The organism is Pantoea sp. X-Soil-ISGK-285 (genome assembly GCF_059730815.1).
This window is the reverse complement of the sequence record NZ_AP035938.1, coordinates 4,015,724-4,030,629: the sequence shown is the minus strand read 5'-3', so window position 1 is coordinate 4,030,629 and position 14,906 is coordinate 4,015,724. Positions and strand designations below refer to the sequence as shown.

General features: G+C 54.3%; 13 protein-coding genes. 1 reads left to right on the top strand and 12 read right to left on the bottom strand.

Features of this window, described 5'->3' with window-relative positions; genetic code table 11:
- Positions 1–44 precede the first annotated feature (44 nt).
- From AC6I8B_RS19060 to gmk, 6 genes are all read right to left on the bottom strand, one after another.
- Positions 45–1,418 (bottom strand): nucleobase:cation symporter-2 family protein, encoded by a 1,374-nt coding sequence (locus AC6I8B_RS19060; RefSeq protein ID WP_033773170.1) that lies wholly within the window; start codon positions 1,416–1,418, stop codon positions 45–47.
- A 104-nt stretch (positions 1,419–1,522) separates the two neighbouring features.
- Positions 1,523–3,601 carry an ATP-dependent DNA helicase RecG gene (gene recG / locus AC6I8B_RS19055; RefSeq protein ID WP_031591914.1) on the bottom strand — a complete coding sequence of 693 codons (2,079 nt, stop codon included), beginning with the start codon at positions 3,599–3,601 and terminating at the stop codon, positions 1,523–1,525.
- Complete coding sequence (gene trmH, locus AC6I8B_RS19050; protein ID WP_157354320.1) at positions 3,598–4,296, bottom strand: tRNA (guanosine(18)-2'-O)-methyltransferase TrmH; 699 nt, start codon at positions 4,294–4,296, stop codon at positions 3,598–3,600. The genes recG and trmH overlap by 4 nt, the downstream gene beginning before the upstream one ends.
- Positions 4,297–4,298: 2 nt before the next feature.
- Entirely contained in the window at positions 4,299–6,407 is a 2,109-nt protein-coding gene (spoT, locus tag AC6I8B_RS19045) for a bifunctional GTP diphosphokinase/guanosine-3',5'-bis pyrophosphate 3'-pyrophosphohydrolase (protein WP_010258411.1), read from the bottom strand.
- Between the two features lie 20 nt (positions 6,408–6,427).
- Positions 6,428–6,703 carry a DNA-directed RNA polymerase subunit omega gene (gene rpoZ, locus AC6I8B_RS19040; protein WP_003851346.1) on the bottom strand — a complete coding sequence of 92 codons (276 nt, stop codon included), beginning with the start codon at positions 6,701–6,703 and terminating at the stop codon, positions 6,428–6,430.
- Positions 6,704–6,757: 54 nt separating this feature from the next.
- Positions 6,758–7,381, bottom strand: a complete 624-nt coding sequence (gmk, locus tag AC6I8B_RS19035; RefSeq protein WP_010258405.1) for a guanylate kinase — start codon at positions 7,379–7,381, stop codon at positions 6,758–6,760.
- Positions 7,382–7,620: 239 nt separating this feature from the next.
- Between gmk and ligB the strand changes: the two genes are divergently transcribed.
- Complete coding sequence (ligB, locus tag AC6I8B_RS19030; protein WP_157354319.1) at positions 7,621–9,372, top strand: NAD-dependent DNA ligase LigB; 1,752 nt, start codon at positions 7,621–7,623, stop codon at positions 9,370–9,372.
- Here ligB and AC6I8B_RS19025 read toward each other — a convergent pair.
- The 6 genes from AC6I8B_RS19025 to lpxP all read right to left on the bottom strand — a co-directional run bounded on the left by AC6I8B_RS19025 (position 9,310) and on the right by lpxP (position 14,619).
- Positions 9,310–9,927: a trimeric intracellular cation channel family protein gene (locus tag AC6I8B_RS19025; protein ID WP_010258398.1), complete on the bottom strand. Its 618-nt coding sequence runs from the start codon at positions 9,925–9,927 to the stop codon at positions 9,310–9,312. The two genes, ligB and AC6I8B_RS19025, sit on opposite strands and share 63 nt — an antisense overlap.
- A 433-nt stretch (positions 9,928–10,360) precedes the next feature.
- Positions 10,361–11,005 (bottom strand): oligosaccharide flippase family protein, encoded by a 645-nt coding sequence (locus tag AC6I8B_RS19020; RefSeq protein WP_157354318.1) that lies wholly within the window; start codon positions 11,003–11,005, stop codon positions 10,361–10,363.
- Positions 11,006–11,151: 146 nt separating this feature from the next.
- Positions 11,152–11,352, bottom strand: a complete 201-nt coding sequence (locus AC6I8B_RS19015; RefSeq protein WP_052271770.1) for a hypothetical protein — start codon at positions 11,350–11,352, stop codon at positions 11,152–11,154.
- A gap of 434 nt (positions 11,353–11,786) precedes the next feature.
- The gene (locus AC6I8B_RS19010; RefSeq protein WP_010258391.1) at positions 11,787–12,182 is read right to left on the bottom strand and encodes a hypothetical protein; all 396 of its coding nucleotides are present in this window, start codon (positions 12,180–12,182) and stop codon (positions 11,787–11,789) included.
- Positions 12,183–12,318: 136 nt separating this feature from the next.
- Positions 12,319–13,461, bottom strand: coding sequence for an alanine racemase (locus tag AC6I8B_RS19005; protein ID WP_111535075.1), 1,143 nt, complete (start codon positions 13,459–13,461; stop codon positions 12,319–12,321).
- Positions 13,462–13,695: 234 nt separating this feature from the next.
- The gene (lpxP, locus tag AC6I8B_RS19000; protein ID WP_022624898.1) at positions 13,696–14,619 is read right to left on the bottom strand and encodes a kdo(2)-lipid IV(A) palmitoleoyltransferase; all 924 of its coding nucleotides are present in this window, start codon (positions 14,617–14,619) and stop codon (positions 13,696–13,698) included.
- Between the last annotated feature and the right edge of the window lie 287 nt (positions 14,620–14,906).

Sequence of the window (14,906 nt, the reverse complement as noted above, 5' to 3'; positions counted from 1 at the left end):
TAAATCCGAATAATTAGCAGGCAGGCCGAAGCCTGCCTCTGGCCTTACTTCTCTGGCGGAAAAATCAGGTTGAGTACGATAGCGGTAATACCGCCCGCCGCTATACCGGAAGAGAGCAGGGTTTTCAGCCAGTCAGGCGCAAACTGCAGGATCAGCGGCTGCTGGGAAACGCCCAGGCCAACAGCCAGCGACAGCGCAATAATCATGATGGCGCGGCGGTTAAGCGGCTCGCGTGACACAATGCGAACACCCGAGGCGGCGATGGTGCCGAACATCACAATGGTGGCGCCGCCGAGTACCGGTTCAGGAATCATCTGCACCAGTCCGCTGACCGCCGGGAACAGCCCCAGCACAATCAGCATCAGCGCGACAACAAAGCCCACGTAGCGGCTGGCAACACCGGTCAACTGGATTACGCCATTGTTCTGACCGAAGCAGGAGTTCGGGAAAGTATTAAACAGCGCGGAGACAAAGGAGTTGAGGCCATTCGCCAGCACGCCGCCTTTCAGGCGTTTCATATAGAGGGGTCCGCTGACCGGCTGCTCTGACACATCTGAGGTGGCGGTGATATCGCCGATGGTTTCCAGAGAGGTCACCATAAACACCAGCATCAGCGGGATGAGCAGATTCCAGTCGAAGCCCAGCCCGTAATAGAGCGGGGTTGGCACCACGATCAGCGGCTGATCGGTGGGGATGCCGGCGGCAGGCAGCATGCCCATCGCCCAGGCCAGCAGATAGCCCACCGCCATGGCAATAACCAGGGAGGCAACGCGCAGGTAGGGGTTCTTCTGCCGGTTAAGTAGCACGATCACCAGCAGCACAGCCCCTGCCAGCATCAGATTTTTCGGCGCACCAAAAGTATGGTCGTTAATCGCGCTGAAACCGCCGCCAATGGAGGTCAGCCCCACCTGAATCAGCGACAGGCCGATAATCATCACCACGATACCGGAAACCAGCGGCGTAATGATCCGGCGCGCCAGGTGCAATACGCGTGACAGCACCATTTCGGTACAGGAGGCGAGCATCAGCGTACCAAAAAGCGCCGCCATCATGGTGGGCACGTCAGCGCCGCCATTTTTTAGCGCCATGCCGCCCATAATCAAGGGCGTAACGAAGTTGAAGCTGGTGCCCTGAATCGACAGCAGGCCCGAACCTACCGGCCCCCATGTTTTGATTTGCAGCAGTGATGCCACACCCGATGCAAACAGCGACATGCTGATCACGTGCCGGGTATCCTCTGCGGGCAGCCCTAACGCCTGACAAATCAGAATCGCGGGGGTAATGACCGCGACAAACATCGCCAGCAGATGCTGACCGGCGGCAAACAGCGTTTGCGGCAGAGGAGGACGATCTTCAAGACGATAAATCAGTTCGCTTTGCGTGGCGGAAGGCTGTTCTGGCTGCGGATTAGTGGACATCTTCTGTTCTTCCCAAAAAATAATGTGGCGATTGTAATCATCCGCAGGCTAAAAGCAATCGTTTGCCCGGCAGGGATAAAAAAGCCGAATCAGAGGGGGGGGGTTCAGACGTTGGTATAACGGGTGTTCTCTGGCAGCCAGCGTTCAATTAATGCGCTGGCCTGCTCGGGATAGTGCTGGTGGATGTGGCGCGCCACACGCTGAACTTCGGGCACCATCGCCGCATCGCGCAGCAGGTCGGCCACTTTAAATTCGGCATTGCCGGTCTGACGCGTGCCCAGCAGTTCACCCGGCCCGCGAATCTCCAGATCGAACTGGGCAATGACGAAGCCGTCATTGCTGTCGCGTAGCACCTGTAAACGCTTCTGCGCCGTCTTGCTCAGCGGCGCTTTGTAGAGCAGTACACAGTGTGATGCTACGGCACCACGGCCCACACGGCCCCGCAGCTGATGCAGCTGCGCCAGCCCTAACCGCTCCGGGTTTTCGATGATCATCAGGCTGGCATTCGGCACGTCCACGCCAACCTCAATCACGGTCGTCGCCACCAGCAGCTGCAGTTCATTCGCTTTAAACGCCTGCATCACCGCCTGTTTTTCCGCAGGCTTCATCCGGCCATGCACCAGCCCGATGTTTAAGTCCGGCAGCGCAGTTTTCAGGGATTCCCAGCTGGCTTCTGCCGCCTGTGCTTCCAGCAATTCTGACTCTTCAATCAGGGTGCAGACCCAGTAGGCCTGTCGCCCTTCACGGCAGGCATGCTCAACCCGCGCCACAATCTCATCACGTCGGGTATCGGGGATAGCCACCGTGGTCACCGGTGTACGTCCCGGCGGCAGCTCATCAATGGTTGAGGTATCGAGATCGGCATAAGCGGTCATCGCCAGGGTGCGCGGAATTGGTGTGGCGGTCATGATCAGCTGATGCGGATGGAAGCCCTGCTCCTCACCTTTCTCCCACAGCGCCAGTCGCTGGTGGACGCCGAACCGATGCTGCTCATCAATAATGACCAGTGCCAGACCGTTGAACTGCACCTGCTCCTGAAACAGGGCATGTGTGCCCACCACCATCGCCACCTGACCGCTGGCTATCGCTTCCTGCTGTGCCTGGCGGGCTTTGCCTTTCTGTTTTCCAGCCAGCCAGCCCACTTCAATGCCCAGCGGCGCAAACCACTGGCGGAAGTTACTGGCGTGCTGTTCAGCCAGCAGTTCGGTCGGCGCCATCAGGGCTACCTGCTTACCATGTGCGATAACGTTCAGCGCAGAGAGGGCGGCGACCAGTGTTTTACCCGAGCCGACGTCACCCTGCACCAGCCGCATCATCGGAAAGTCATTTGCCAGATCTTTCTCTATCTCCGCCACCACGCGTTTCTGCGCATTGGTCGGTGAAAAGGGCAGCGCAGCCAGCAGCTGTTCACTAAGGTTGTGCCGGGGAAGCATCGGTAAAGCGTAATAGCGCTGAGCACCGGCGCGTACCGCCAGCATGCTGAGGTTGTGCGCCAGCAGCTCTTCCAGAATCAATCTGCGTTGTGCCGGATGACGACCACTCTCCAGCTCGCTGAGTTTTAGATCGGGTGGTGGACGATGCAGCGTGCGGAGCGCATCTGGCAGGCTGATTAAACCGCCGCTCAGTTCCTGCGGCAGCAGTTCGGCAATCGGGCAGCTCTCCAGCAGCGTCAGTGCCTGATCGGTGAGATTACGCAGCGTGGCCTGCCGAATACCTTCGGTGGTGGGATAAACCGGCGTTAAGGTCTCTTCCAGCGTCACATTGCTCTGTTCGCCCTGGATTCGGTATTCGGGATGGATAATCTCAGCGCCACGCTGACCGCGTTTAATTTCACCATACGCGGTGACGCGCCGGCCCGGCGACAGGTTGTTCTTCATCCCGGCATTAAAATTAAAGAAGCGCATCGTCAGTACGCCGCTGCCATCGCTAATCTGACACACCATCATCCGGCGGCGACCAAAGGTGATATCTGTGTGCAGCACTTCGCCTTCTACTGTGGCCCAGATACCGGGCAGCAGATCATCAATGGCATAGAGTTGGGTACGATCTTCGTAGCGTAGCGGGAGATGAAGCAGGAGATCCTGAATGGTATGCAGGTCAATTTTGGCCAGCTTTGCCGCCTGGCTGGCACCGACGCCGGTCAGGGTACTGAGCGGGATGGCATCCAGCAGACGGCCTTTCATCTTCTTTTACCGGTCGATTGCATGGTTGCCCACCAGCTGGGATCGGCGTCGACTTCGCCCTGCGCATTGATGCGCGGATAGGGTAAACCTTTCTGTTTTGCGACCCGCGCCAGCACCGGGAATCCGCCTTCGAACAACAGGCGTTGCTGCTCATCTTCGTCCAGCAGGCTGTAGTCGCGCAGGTACAGACCCGCGTTCTGCCGCTGCCGCTGTGCTTCATACAGGATCAGCGCGCAGGCGACCGAGACATTCAGCGACTGCACCATACCCACCATCGGAATCACAATCTGCCGATCGGCCAGCGCCAGCGCTTCTTCGGTGATGCCGGTTTTTTCCTGGCCCATCAGGATGCAGGTCGGAAGGGTATAATCGATCTCACGGAAATCCACGGCATCGGCAGAGAGATGGGTCGCTAAAACCTGCATCTTCTGTTGTTTGAGCTTTTTTACAGCATCGCCGATGGTGGGATGGGTGACCACTTTAACCCAGCTGTTGCTTCCGGCAGATGCGGAAGCCTGAGTGCGCATCCGCAGGCTCGGCCAGACGGCATGCACTTCGTGGATGCCGACGGCGTCCGCCGTGCGGATCACTGCGGAAACATTGTGCGGTTTATGCACCTGCTCCATACAGACCGTGAGATCGTGCTGGCGCAGTGCCAGCATCGCCTGAATCCGGGCAAATCGTTGATCGTTCATGCCTAATTACGGTTGCGATGGACTTTGATCACATCCGGCATCACGCGAATTTTACGCATGATATTCGCCAGATGGACGCGATCACGTGCGGTCAGGCGGATAAAGGCGCTGTAAACGCGGCCATCACGCTCTTCGGTATTAAGGCTTTGAATATTGGAACCGGCCGTGTTGATTGCCGCCGTCAGGTTAGCCAGTGCGCCCTGATGGTTAAACATGTCGACTTTGATTTCCGCCACGAACTCCTGCTCGGTGACTTTATCCCACTCGACCGGCATGAATTTTTCGGGCTCTTTCTGGTAGCCGCGAATATTCCGACAGGATTCATGATGCACCACCAGCCCTTTGCCGGGACTGACATGGGCAACAATCGGGTCACCGGGAATCGGACGGCAGCATTTGGCGAAGGTAATCAACACGCCATCTGCACCTTTGATCGGCAGCTTACCGCGCTTGCTGTTGCTGCTGATGGCGTTGCTGTCAGCCTGCAACAGGTTCTTCGCCACCACCACGCTCATCGCATTGCCCAGACCGATTTCTGCCAGCAGATCGTCAAGCGAGGTCAGCTTCATACGATCCAGCTCCTGCCTGATATTCTCAGGCGGGATCTCAGCCAGTTTACGGCTGCCGCCCAGCGCATGGCTGAGCAGGCGGCGACCCAGATTGACGGAGTCTTCGCGTTTGAGGTTTTTCAGCAGCTGACGAATTTTTGCGCGGGCTTTGGAACTGACGACAAAGTTGAGCCAGGCGGCATTAGGACGGGCGCCTGGCGCGGTGATGATCTCAATCGTCTGACCGCTAGTCAGGGTTTGCGACAGCGGATAAGGCTGGCGGTCAACGCGTGCGCCAACGCAGGCATGGCCGATATCGGTGTGGACCGCATAAGCGAAATCCACCGGCGTCGCACCGGTTGGCAGCTCAACAATGCGGCCTTCAGGTGTAAAGACGTAGATCTCATCGGGAAAGAGATCGGACTTCACGCTTTCAATAAATTCAAACGAACTGCCCGCACTCTGTTGCAGCTCCAGCAGGCTTTGCAGCCAGCGCTGAGCGCGAATCTGTGCGGTGGTGCCACTTTCGCCCGCCTGTTTATAAGCCCAGTGCGCAGCGACCCCCATTTCCGCCATCTGATCCATATCCTCGGTGCGAATCTGTACTTCGACCGGCACGCCATGCGGACCAATCATTGAGGTATGGAGCGATTGATAGCCGTTCGCTTTGGGGATGGCGATATAATCTTTGACGCGGCCCGGACGCGGTTTATACAAACTGTGCATCTGGCCCAGAACGCGATAGCAGGTATCCAGATCTTTCACGATGACGCGAAAGGCATAGATATCCATGATCGAGTGAAAACGCTGCTCTTTCAGCGTCATTTTGCGGTAAATCGAGTAAAGATGCTTTTCACGCCCGCTGACGCGGCAGGGAATGCCCGCTTCCTGCAAACGGCCGTCGATCTCAGAAAGAATCTTCTGGATCATCTCTTTACGATTACCGCGCGCGGCTTTCACCACCTCTTTAATGACCCGATAACGGTTCGGATAGAGTGCCTCAAAACCGAGCTCTTCCAGCTCTGTTTTAAGATGATGAATACCCAGGCGGTGCGCCAGCGGACTGTAAATCTCTAACGTTTCCAGCGCGATGCGGCGACGTTTGTCCGGGCGTAATGCGCCGAGAGTGCGCATATTGTGGGTGCGGTCAGCCAGCTTGATGAGAATGACGCGGATATCCTGCACCATCGCCATAATCATCTTGCGGAAGTTCTCTGCCTGCGCTTCTTTCTTGTCGCGGAATTTCAGCTTATCCAGCTTGGAAACGCCTTCGACCAGTTCCGCCACGCTTTTACCGAACAGTTGTTCCATGTCCTGGTAAGTGGCAGGCGTATCTTCGATCACGTCATGCAGCAGCGCGGCCATGAGAGTTTCATGGTCGAGCTTCATTTCCGCCAGAATACAGGCCACGGCAACCGGATGGGTGATATAAGGCTCACCGCTGGAGCGTGTCTGTCCCTCGTGGGCATCACGTGCGACAAGGTAGGCTTGCTGGAGGCGCTTGATCTGCTCCTCTGGCAAGTATTTTTCAATCAGTTGATTGAGGCTTTCAAACAGATACAAGGGCGACCTGCAGGTGGCTGTTAACGACGACCTTCAGCGATAGCGGTAACGGCCTGTAACTCAGCGGCTTCCTGCTCTTGCTGTTCCTGACGATCACGCACATCTAAAATCTGATTGGTGACCAAACCTTCTTCGATTTCGCGCAGGGCGATAACGGTAGGTTTATCGTTCTCTTCCGGAACCAGTGGATCTTTGCCGCCTACCTGCATCTGACGTGCACGACGTGCAGCGACCAACACCAGGTCAAAACGATTACCAACTTTTTCTACTGCGTCCTGAACGGTTACGCGTGCCATAGGTGTGCTACTCCACAGATGAAGAAATGACTGCGCATCATACTGAAACTGTATTCAGACTGCCAACAGTTTGCTGATTAAAGCATCGTGACGCGCCTTCTGACGCGCCATACGCAGACGTTCTGCGCGAATAATGGTTTTCAGATCGGACAGCGCCAGATCGAAATCATCATTCACAATTAAATAGTCATACTCGGCGTAGTGGCTCATTTCCGCTACCGCCTGAGCCATGCGACGCGTGATCACCTCTTCGCTGTCCTGGCCACGACCGCGCAGACGGCGATCGAGCTCTTCTTTCGAAGGCGGCAAAACAAAGATGCTGCGTGCGCCAGGCATTTTGGTGCGAATTTGCTGCGCACCCTGCCAGTCGATGTCGAGAAACACGTCAACGCCAGTTGCCAGCACCTGCTCAATAGCATGGCGCGAGGTACCGTAATAGTTGTCGAAAACTTTGGCATGTTCGAGGAAAGCCTCTTCCGCGATCATCTGCTCAAATTCATGCTTCTCAACAAAAAAGTAATGTTCGCCATGGGTTTCACCCGGACGCATACCGCGCGTCGTGTGCGAAACAGAGACCTGCGTATCATACAACGGCTGGGTCTTTAACAGCGCCTGAATCAGGCTGGATTTACCTGCGCCGCTGGGAGCAGAAACAATATAGAGCGTGCCTTGAGCCATGGTTTTCTTGAATTGATTAAAAGCGGAGTCGATTTCCTGCACAGTATACACAGCTTCCCGCCGCCACGCAGCGTTTGCGCAGCGGCAACACCCAACTTTTGCGCATCTTCGCGCAAATCTCTGTCGGACGACTGTAATTATTCCCTGATTGCGACGGCATCCCTTCCATAGCTGAACATCACCTCTGGCTGACGCTGAAGCACCGGTATTGAATGCTGCAAAACGTCAGGAGAGAGATCATGAAAGGATTCGGCTGGCCGCTGTTTGCGGCTGCTCTGTGGATCGTCCTATGGCCTGCGCATAGCGCCCTTTGTCCCGTCTGGACACCCACCCGGGCGTCAGAAGAGATCCGTCGTCTGCAACAGCAGCTGCAGCACTGGGATGATGCTTACTATCGTCAGGGGCAGAGTCCGGTGGCTGATGCCGATTATGACAGTCTGCAGCAGCGACTGAATCACTGGCAGCACTGCTTTAACCTTCTGCAGCCCGCTTACGCACCGCAACTGCCGGGTGAGGGTGAGCACCTGCATCCGGTCGCCCACACGGGCGTAAAAAAGATGCGCGACAAGCTGGCCCTGGCTTACTGGATGCAGGGGCGGCACGATCTCTGGGTGCAGCCGAAAGTGGATGGCATTGCCGTTTCCCTGGTTTATCGCCACGGCAGACTGGTTTCACTGTTAAGTCGTGGTGATGGATTACGCGGTGAAGAGTGGCTGGCTAAAGCCGCCTGGATCCCTGCGATTCCGCTGCAGATCGAGACCGGACTTGAAGAGGTTGTGCTGCAGGGTGAGCTGTTTCTGTCGATGACCGGTCATCAGCAGGCGGTTGATGGCGGCAGGAATGCGCGCTCACAGGTCGCTGGCGCCATGATGAGCAAGCAGCGGGTTCCTCTGCTGGACTCGCTCGATATTTTTATCTGGGCCTGGCCAGATGGCCCCGCCACGATGAGGGAACGCCTTCAGCAACTCAGCCGATGGGGACTGGGCGTTGCCGCAAAATGGAGCCACAGCGTTAAAGACGAAGAGGAGGTTGCAGCGTGGCGGGAGCGCTGGTTTCATGCTGCGCTGCCCTTTGTCACTGACGGTGTCGTCGTTCATCAGAGCCTGCGACCTGCGGGCAAAAACTGGCTGCCTGGAGAGGGAACATGGGCCGTTGCCTGGAAATATCAGCCTCCGGAAGTCAGCGCTGAAGTGCTCTCCGTCGATTTTCCAGTCGGCCGAACCGGGAAGATAGCCGCGGTACTTAATCTGCAGCCGGTACAGCTGGATGATAAGACGGTCAGGCGGGTCAATGTTGGATCGCTGCGTCGCTGGCAGGAGAGCGATATCGTGGCGGGAGATGTCATCACACTGAGTCTGGCAGGCCAGGGCATTCCCCGGCTGGAGCGGGTGATCTGGCGCGTGGCAGAGCGGCACTATCCTCAGCCTCCCGACGCGTCGCGCTACACGCCGCTGAGTTGTTACACCTTCAGCGCTGAATGCCAGAAGCAGCTACTGGCAAAATTACGCTGGCTCAGTCAGAAAACGGTACTGAATATTCCTGGCGTTGAGCGCAGCACCTGGCTGCACTTACTGGAAACCGGCAGTATGACGCACCTGTTCGGCTGGCTGACGTTAACACCGGAACAGATCGCCGCCGCAACGGGCCTCTCTCGGGAGCGGGCGGGTCAGCTCTGGCACCGTTTTAATCTCACCCGTCAGCAGCCGCTTCGTCGCTGGGTGGATGCCTTAGGTGTTTCACTGCCGCGGAAGGCCCTCAATGCGCTGCCCGATCAGCAGTGGGAGAGCTTAACGCAGCGGGATGTCAGGGACTGGCAAGCTTTACCGGGTGTCGGGGCGGCGCTGGCAAAGCGCCTGGTTACGCAGTTCCATGATGACCGCCTGCAGGCGCTGATCGCTTTCCTGAGACAGCAGGGAATTCCCGCATCCTCAATGCTCGGGATGGGGATAGTTGAAAATCGGCAAACCAAGACGGAAGCGCAGCGCCAGTAAACGCGCGAAGAATCCGAACAGCAGGGTAATGATAATCACCGCTTCATGCGCCAGTGTGGTTTTCAGCAGCAGGATATACATCCAGCCAGAGGCGAAAGCGATACCGGCGTAGAGTTCCTTCTGAAACACCAGCGGAATGCGATTACAGAACATGTCACGCAGTACGCCGCCAAAGACGCCGGTAATGACCGCACTTATCGCGGCAATAATCATGGCGTGTCCTGAATCGAGCGCAACCTGCGCGCCGATAATAGAAAAGACCACCAGTCCTAACGCATCGAGCACCAGAAACACTTTGCGCAGATGCGTCATCAGAGGTGCCAGGAAAGTGGTCACTACCGCCGCTGCTGCAACAATCATGATGTATTCGGGATGTTTCACCCAGCCCAGCGGATAGTGACCCAGCAGGATGTCGCGCACCGAACCGCCACCAATGGCGGTCACGGACGCGATAATGATGACACCGAACAGATCCATTTTGCGACGCCCCGCCGCCAGCGCACCCGTCATGGCTTCAGCAGTAATACCAATAATGTAGAGAACGGTCAGTAACATAGCAGACTCCAGTAAGACGGCGGCAAGACTACGGCATTGCTTGAGAGACGGCGCCGAAGATTTTCTGGCGATCGGCGTCCGGGATGAGCGCAGTTTATACCAGCCAGCGCTGGCGTCATCATAGAAAGACTTTTTTGCGAAGGGCCTGCGGCAGGTGATTGAAAAAGTTGAGAGGAAACAACGTACAGAGGGTTTGCGCGTTCCGGCGCGGGGTTTTCCCACTCAGGGCGGGCGGTGAACTGACGACGATCGCCAGATAGCCGCTGGTCGAAAACCAGTTTATACAGGAGATAAAAAAGGGCTGGATGCTGCGGGAAAAGAATCGATCAGGTAAATATTGCGACAGACTAAATAAAAAGAAAAGGCGTGCTGGTTAACAGCACGCCAACGCATCGTTTCGGATGCTCAGAGCCCACCATACAGACTTATTTTATTATTTGTTTCTTGCACGAATTTTAGAAAATGCATTCAGGCTAAAACGGTATTCCGGCTGGAACCATGAACGACCATAGTAGCAGTAAATCAGCATACGAATGGATGCCATCGCCAGATAACCCCAGATCGCACACAATACTGAAGGGGTCAGCCAGACGGTAAATAAGGTGACGGCAAGTCCGGCTAATACCGAGGAGGTTTCAGCGAAAGCGATACGGGTATATTGTTTTTCGCGCTGTAATATCGCACGGTAATGCTGACCCTGTGGGATGATAATAAACACCACTGAGACCATCTGCAGCATTAATGCCAGTTCAGGTTGATCAAAAAGGCTGGTCAGCAGGTGGCTGCCAGTAAATAACAGACCAAATACCGCGACCCCCATCAACATATTACCCCAGTAGATCGTGGAGAGGTCATTGATAGAGAGAATCGAGCGGCGGATCAGCATATTTGAGAAGCCCCGATCGGCCAGAGTATCGATAGCCAGTAAAGCTATCACGGCGATCGCCAGCAGATTGAGCTCATTCGCCTGCAGAATCTGCGCCAGCAACGAGAGTTGTAATACGCCGATGCCAATAATTTTGATTGAAGAGAGCAGAGACCATTTTGCGCCATTCAGACTGCTTTCACGTATTGCCATAATATACTCGTTAGAGTCCATCGACTCTGTGAGAATTAAATAGTTGTGTAACGGCAAGGAGAGGTTGCTGTAACACCGTTAGTTAGTGCAATTTTTCCGGCCGAAGTCCTGAAAACGCTTTACAGGCTTGCCATGTTATTATGGGTTCAATCAAATGATGCCTGGATAAAAAAGATATCCCTGGTAAAGTTGCTGTTTCGTGTCATGGCGGAATTCCCTGCAGCGAATAAGAATTCCGCCAGATCACGAATAAATCCTGTTGTAGTTTTATATTCTCCTGCCAGCATCCTTGCGGCAATCTCAACGCATTCTTTTTCTGATAACAAAGGATACGCTGAGCGGTCCATGACTTTTTTCCTGCTTTATCATTATGGGTATTGCTGTGTGTGGAATGATTTATACATTGTTTTATTTAATTTAACACCATAAGAAAAGTCTGATTACGCGACCGCAGAAATAAATGGTTTCACTTTATGCATGATAAATATTAAATCCCCAGCAGATTGCTAATAAACGATTGTTAATGATTAATGTATGGGTCAGTCAGAAATTGTTTGTGCGGCAAACCAGGAGGCCCGAAATCAGAGGGGGTCGCCTGCCTTTCAGAGGATTTTGCCAGGATTTTTCCTGGCAGCGATGCTTAAGCAGGGTTGGTGATAAATGCGTAAGGATGATGAGTAATCAGATAAGCGCTTTATGCTTTATCGTCGAAAGTTTTTCTATTTTTTTTCATTAACGGCCAGTGATAAATGCAGAGAAAAAGGCGCGCTAAATCATTGATTTATTGTGTAAGAAGCTGGTTGAGTTTCTCAAGATCGTTGCTAACCCATTCAATATCCTGCTTAAATTTCTCATCTGAAGTAAATGGCTGGCGATAAACCGTTACCATCACCTCGGCACCCTGTTCGTTTGCTATCACGCGCATCGGTACGTAGATCTCCTTTCCCGAGCCGCTATCAATCCAGTGATCCATTACCCCAAACGGATTATGTGGCGAGAACCGGATCTTCACATTGCCCTGGGGGCCTTTAGCACGCCAGCGATTGCCATCGGGTTCTAACGCGCTGTGCGTCAGCCCGGAAGCCCACTTTGGGAAAAATTCTGGCTTCCAGATGGTTTCATAAAGATCTAACCAGTGACGTGGAATCGTCAGGCTCAGAGTGCGAGAGGAGAGCATGTAACCTCCGGTGAATAAGCTAAAAAGGCATTAAAGCATGGGGTCAGGCTTGTTAAAACGTTGTAACAGCAGAAGTGTGGTGTTGAAAGGGTTTCGTACAAATGGCAGACAACTGATGAGGCTGTCTGCCACTGACTCAGATGAAATTGCCGCGCGCAGAAACCACATGATCTTCGCTATGGCCGTTAGCGTGCCGCAGAACAAAGCCGTCCGACTGCGCCATCACGGCACAACTGTGATTAGGGAAAATACGCAGCAACGTGCCGACTTCAGGGCGGCGATCCTGATAAAGCAGAAAACCGTGCTCCTCAGATAATTTTGTCACTTCATAAGTCTGACCCGCTTCGTCGGCTGCCACACCAAAGCCGCTGGCATTGGTGCCGTGTGGCCCTTTATCCGAACTCAGCATTTTTGACCCGGCATCCACAATCGCGAAATGATCGTTCACCGCCACGACACGGGTAATGACGCTCATTGCCAGCTGATCGACGTGAGTTAATCCGAGACGGCAGGCGGTAAGGTCCAGTAGTGCATAGTTTCCTGGCCGGATTTCATTAATGCAGGGTGCAATCTCTGCTGCCAGCGCCGTAGGCGTTGAACCTACAGAGAGAGGGCAGTCGGTAAAACCAGCCGCCTGCAGTTTTGCCTGTACTCGCTGCATCAATGCCGTTTCCTGCCGGGCGACATCCGCAATGGCCGCGGCATTCCCGGCACCATAAGCGTGGCCAGCATGTGACACTAATCCGGCAAAGCGTAACCCTTTGTCCTGCAGCGCCTGAGCAATCAGCACCGCTTCATCTGTATCAGGATTGACACCTATCCGATGTAATCCAACATCAACCTTAATCGCTACCGCCAGGTCGCATTCCGGTTGCTGCTGGCAGGCATCAGCAATAGCCGCCACGCCCTGCAGTCTGTCCGCAATCAGGGTGAGCTTTGCCTGATGAAGCACGGCGTGGCGCAGCAATTCAGCCACGCTTTGCGGTTGCACAATCGGGTAGGCTAATAGCAGATCACGAACACCGCCCTGAATAAAGCTGATGCCTTCGCTGGGCTTAGAGACGGTAACACCCTGTGCACCGGACGCGATCTGACGCTGCGCAATCCAGACGCTTTTATGCGTTTTGATATGGGGTCGCAACGCGACGCCTGCCGCACTGGCTTTGCGCTGCATATGCTGCAGGTTCTGCTCCAGGCGCTCTGCATCCACTTCAATATAGGGCGTAAGGCGATCATCAATCAGCGGACGCTGCCACTGCTGTGTATCGTTGATATCCATAAGATTGTCCGGCATTGACGAGGTAAGGGGATTCATCATTCCTTAATTATCTCTTTGATACCAGCCTGCCGGACGCAGACAGGTGTGCTGAACAGCAGAAACTGTAGAGGTAGCTATAACGGCAGAGGCAGTATGAGAGCACAGCAAACGAGGATGAGAGAGTGGACGTAAAGCAGATGTCGTTCAGAAGATTAAAACAACAAAGCAGGCACGAGGCCTGCTTTATCAGTTAACTCAGACGTAGAGCGACTTTTCACCCGGTGGCCGGGTTTTGAAGCGACGATGCAGCCAAAGGTACTGTTCGGGTGCGCGAAGGATCTGATTTTCGATCACTTTGTTCATATAAGCTGCAGCAGCAGCCTCGTCCGTATGAGGATAATTTTCCAGCATCGGTTCGATGATCAAATGGTAGCCATCATTTCCTGGATTACGAATCAGCATAATCGGCACCATCGCTGGCTTCGCCAGACGCGACAAAACAAAAGTCCCGTTAGTCGTGGCGGCTTTTTCCACCGCAAACAGCGGCGCAAAGGTGCTGCCTTTAGGGCCGTAATCCTGGTCAGGCGCAAACCAGACCGATTCACCCTGTTTCAGGGCATTAACCATACCGCGTAGATCACGACGGTCGATCATCGCTTTATTTGAGCGCATCCGGCCTTTGGTCTGCACATACTCCATCGCCTGGTTATTGTGTGGGCGATACATCGCCATCATTGGCTGACAGAGTCCGCTGATGCGGCCGCCCAGCTCCAGTGACATGAAATGCACACCAATCAGCATCACGCCTCGCTTTTCTTTCTGCGCGGCATGCAGGTTTTCCATTCCCGACACTTTAAACAGACGTCTTACCGCACGGTCAGACCAGAACCAGGCAATACCGGTTTCAGCCAGCGCCATCCCGAGCGACGCGAAATTGCCGGCAATCATATGTTCTGTTTTTTCTTCGCTGATGCCCGGAAAGCAGAGTTCGATGTTACGACGGGTAATACGCTCGCGGCGCTGCAGGAAATGGCGAGAGATTTTGCCGGCACCGGCACCGAGACGCATAAGAACAGGATAGGGGAGCTGGACCAGCAGCCAGAGTACGCCAAGGCCAAACCAGGTAAACCAATAACGCGGATGCAGCAGCGAACTGCTAAATTTTCCGGTGTTTTTCATTAACAACCTTCATGGGATAGAGGGATGCATCGCACAAAGAGCACTTCCATGAGTCTTAAGGCGGTACAGCTGTACTGATTTCGACCAACATTTTATCAAAAAGTGCCTTCAAAGAAAGGGAAACTCCGGCATCTACAGGATTGACCTGTTTCATGGAGAGGAGTTAATACCGGCTATAAAAGTACATTAATCCTATAAAATAATTATTTTTCAACTGCTTAATCTAAGCCTGAAAGCAGCTTTAATTGTAAGCGAGGCCGTTTCAGGAACAGTTTGGAAATGATTAT

Bases quoted from the DNA above. Each gene is read 5' to 3' on its own strand.
- AC6I8B_RS19060 (WP_033773170.1), bottom strand. From the start codon at position 1,418: ATGTCCACTAATCCGCAGCCAGAACAGCCTTCCGCCACGCAAAGCGAA.
- recG (WP_031591914.1), bottom strand. From the start codon at position 3,601: ATGAAAGGCCGTCTGCTGGATGCCATCCCGCTCAGTACCCTGACCGGC.
- trmH (WP_157354320.1), bottom strand. From the start codon at position 4,296: ATGAACGATCAACGATTTGCCCGGATTCAGGCGATGCTGGCACTGCGC.
- rpoZ (WP_003851346.1), bottom strand. From the start codon at position 6,703: ATGGCACGCGTAACCGTTCAGGACGCAGTAGAAAAAGTTGGTAATCGT.
- gmk (WP_010258405.1), bottom strand. From the start codon at position 7,381: ATGGCTCAAGGCACGCTCTATATTGTTTCTGCTCCCAGCGGCGCAGGT.
- ligB (WP_157354319.1), top strand. From the start codon at position 7,621: ATGAAAGGATTCGGCTGGCCGCTGTTTGCGGCTGCTCTGTGGATCGTC.
- AC6I8B_RS19025 (WP_010258398.1), bottom strand. From the start codon at position 9,927: ATGTTACTGACCGTTCTCTACATTATTGGTATTACTGCTGAAGCCATG.
- AC6I8B_RS19020 (WP_157354318.1), bottom strand. From the start codon at position 11,005: ATGGCAATACGTGAAAGCAGTCTGAATGGCGCAAAATGGTCTCTGCTC.
- AC6I8B_RS19015 (WP_052271770.1), bottom strand. From the start codon at position 11,352: ATGGACCGCTCAGCGTATCCTTTGTTATCAGAAAAAGAATGCGTTGAG.
- AC6I8B_RS19010 (WP_010258391.1), bottom strand. From the start codon at position 12,182: ATGCTCTCCTCTCGCACTCTGAGCCTGACGATTCCACGTCACTGGTTA.
- AC6I8B_RS19005 (WP_111535075.1), bottom strand. From the start codon at position 13,461: ATGGATATCAACGATACACAGCAGTGGCAGCGTCCGCTGATTGATGAT.
- lpxP (WP_022624898.1), bottom strand. From the start codon at position 14,619: ATGAAAAACACCGGAAAATTTAGCAGTTCGCTGCTGCATCCGCGTTAT.